General features: G+C 70.2%; 2 protein-coding genes. Both read right to left on the bottom strand.

Translation table 11 applies throughout. From position 1 onward, the window contains the following. Positions 1-72 precede the first annotated feature (72 nt). The gene (gene casB / locus PV682_RS43935) at positions 73-867 is read right to left on the bottom strand and encodes a type I-E CRISPR-associated protein Cse2/CasB (protein WP_319738558.1); all 795 of its coding nucleotides are present in this window, start codon (positions 865-867) and stop codon (positions 73-75) included. Then, the coding region (gene casA, locus PV682_RS43930) for a type I-E CRISPR-associated protein Cse1/CasA (protein WP_319738556.1) at positions 864-2,730 on the bottom strand (1,867 nt) is incomplete at its 5' end. The genes casA and casB, both read right to left, overlap by 4 nt.

Raw genomic sequence — 2,730 nt, 5'->3', positions numbered from 1 at the left:
CCACCTGGAGGATGTGGACGTCGAGGATCGTGCGGGTCACCGGGATTCCGTTTCTTCTCGGTCGGCTGGGGGTCATTCGCCCGCGTCGTCGGTCACGAAGTCGACGTCAGGGGCGGGCGGTTGCTGGGCTTCCTCGTCGTCATCGGAGGCGGCCGTCCTGTGGCCGCGGTGGAATTCGCGGCCCCAGGCGCGGCGGACGTCGGCCTGCCGCTCGCTGTCCTGCCATAGGTCGAGTTCGTCGGCCAGCCGTCCGTAGTCCAGCGGGATGCGGGCTTCGCGCAGCAGCAGGACGATCTCCCGCAGGCGGCGGCCCAGGACGTCGATGTCGGAGGAGGTGCCCAGGCGTACGAAGCGTTTACGCAGGGTGGAGTTGGCGTTCTCGACGGCTCCTTGGACGTCGTCCGGCGCGGGGGCCTCCGTGCCCTTCTCCTGGGCGAGTTTGCGTACGGCGCGGCCCAGGGACCAGCCGCGGACGTGCATCGCCTCGTCGCGCAGCGACTGCTGGTGGAGCGCCCACAGGGTCACGGCGAGGTGCACCGCCCGGTCCTCGCGTTCCTCCTGCGCCTCGCGCTCGTGGCGCTTTCGGGAGACGAAGTAGCGTGCGGTGTCGTCGCTCTCCTCCCGCTGTTTCTCGCGGAGTTCGGTGAGGGCTTCGAGGTCGTCGAGTCCCCAGCTGGTGGGTGAGGCATGGGGTTCGCGGCCTGCTTCCCGCCGCAGCCGGGCGACGGCGGCCACGGCTGCCGCGTTGTCCTTGCGGTAGCCGCCCTGCAACCGCTCCACGGTCTTGCGGGCGGCTTCCTCGGCGAGAGACCGGGGCTCGTCCTTGTCCTTCGCCTTGGCTTTGGCCGCCTGGGTCGTCGTACTCATGAATCGCTCTCCGTGCGTAGGGGGCCCAGGACCTTGTGGAGGCGCAGGCGGAAGAACTGGTCGGCGCGGGCCGCGTCCATCAGGCGGATGCCGAGGCCGGGTACGTCGGTGAGGCGGCCCTCGTCGGCGGCGGGGCCGGCGGAGTCGAGGAGTTGCCGGCCGAGGCGCAGCAGGTGGCGGTGGACGGTGGTCTTCCACTCCCGGCGTGCCGTCTCCAGGTCGGGGAAGCTGAGCAGGTCCTTCAGCCAGGCCCGGTACGGCCCGTCCAGAGTGCCGAAACCCAGGTCGCGGGCGCTCGCTTGGGGAGTCGCCGGATCGGTGCCCGCAGCACGGGCCAGGTTCGCCGCGAGATGCCCCAGGGCGACCACGGCCAGCTCCGCGTCACTCACGGCGTCGACCGCAGCCGCGCCGTAGAACCGGTTCGTCTCGTGCAAGGTGACCACGGGCAGCACCACGGAGTCGTCCGTGATCTCGTCCACCACCGACTGCTGCGTCCCGTACACCGCGCCCACCAGCCGCAGCCGCACCAGCGTCCCCGCCGGGATCTCGCTCGCGGTGATCACCTTCGTGAACCAGCGGGCCACCCCCGCGCGCAGGACACGGTCGGGTTCACCTCGCCGGCCGTCGTCGGCAGCCTGACGGCGAGCCGGAAGCAGCGCCTCCAGACCACGCCAGGCCGCCCGGCTCGGGTCGTGCCGCAACGGCGTGTAGAACGGCGTACGGCCCTGCTTCTTCTCCTGGATCTCGCTGCGCCGCCAGCTCGACATCGGCTCGCACGTCCACGGCGCCGCGAGCGTGAGGGGGTCGCCGTAACCGAGGACCACTCCGGTTACGACGCCGGCCTCTGCATGCAGACGGATGCGGCGGGACTGCCACGTGTAGAGGTCCCGCAGGCCGGTGGGAGCGGCACGCTCGCGTTCGCCGGGGCCCAAGGGCTCCGCCCGACGCCAGACCGGCAGATCCTTCACCGTACGGTCGTCGAAACCGGCCTCCGGCTCCTCCAGGGCGATCAGGTTGAGCAGCAGCGTCTCCCGGAAGGTGGCGCCCTCGGCGAAGACCCCGCCGAGGTGGCCCAGCGAACCGACTCCGAGCGGGTATACCTTTCCCGCCTTGCCCCTGTCGTCGCCCGCCATCGCAGACTTGATACCGGACGTGTCGAAGGCGTGCGCGTGCACCAACCAGCGGGCCGCCTCCGCGTACGACAGCGCATCGACGCTCGGACGGCGCATGGTGAAGAACTGCTCGCCCACCGGGACGTCCGCGACGATCCGGCTGAGCGGCGCGACCTCGTGCTTCGCCGTGTGCAGACCTGCGACCTGGTAGAAGGGGCGCTCAGAGTCGAACAGGTCGAACAGATCCTGGTGCTGGGCGAGATAGTCCGCCACAGCGGCGAACGGGTCCGCCGACAGCCACAGGTCCTCCCAGTCCTCGATCTCCGCCGGACCGTCCAGCGCGTCGTACAGGACGGCGAGCAGGAGCCTCAGCAGAGCGATCTCCTGCGTCGGGACATCACCCACCAACCGGCGTACGGAATCGGCCTGTTGGAAGAGGTCGCGGAGGGAGAGCTGCGCGGTCGTACCGTCCGTGCGCTGAACCGGCAGCCATGGCTCGACGGCCAGGTTGAAGGAGGGCGGCCCCGGCGGTTTCTCGCTCACCGTGACCGTCTCGGGTTCCCGGCTAAGCCCTCGGTCGTCTGGCAGTTGCTCGTCGTCCCCACCTTCTTTCTCCCCTGTCCCCGCTTGTCCGTCCGCAGCGATCGCGTCGGCGGACGTCACCCGCAGGCCGTCCGTGCGGCTGTAGGTGAGAACGAAGCCTGCCAGAGAGGTCTGACAATCCGGGTCCAGAACGAGAATCAACTCCCCT

This window comes from Streptomyces niveiscabiei, from assembly GCF_033794345.1.
Taxonomy (GTDB): Bacteria; Actinomycetota; Actinomycetes; order Streptomycetales; family Streptomycetaceae; genus Streptomyces; species Streptomyces niveiscabiei.
This window is presented reverse-complemented; position numbering and strand designations above follow the sequence as displayed.

Excerpts from the sequence above, each read along its gene's own strand:
- casB (WP_319738558.1), bottom strand. The coding sequence starts at position 867 with ATGAGTACGACGACCCAGGCGGCCAAAGCCAAGGCGAAGGACAAGGAC.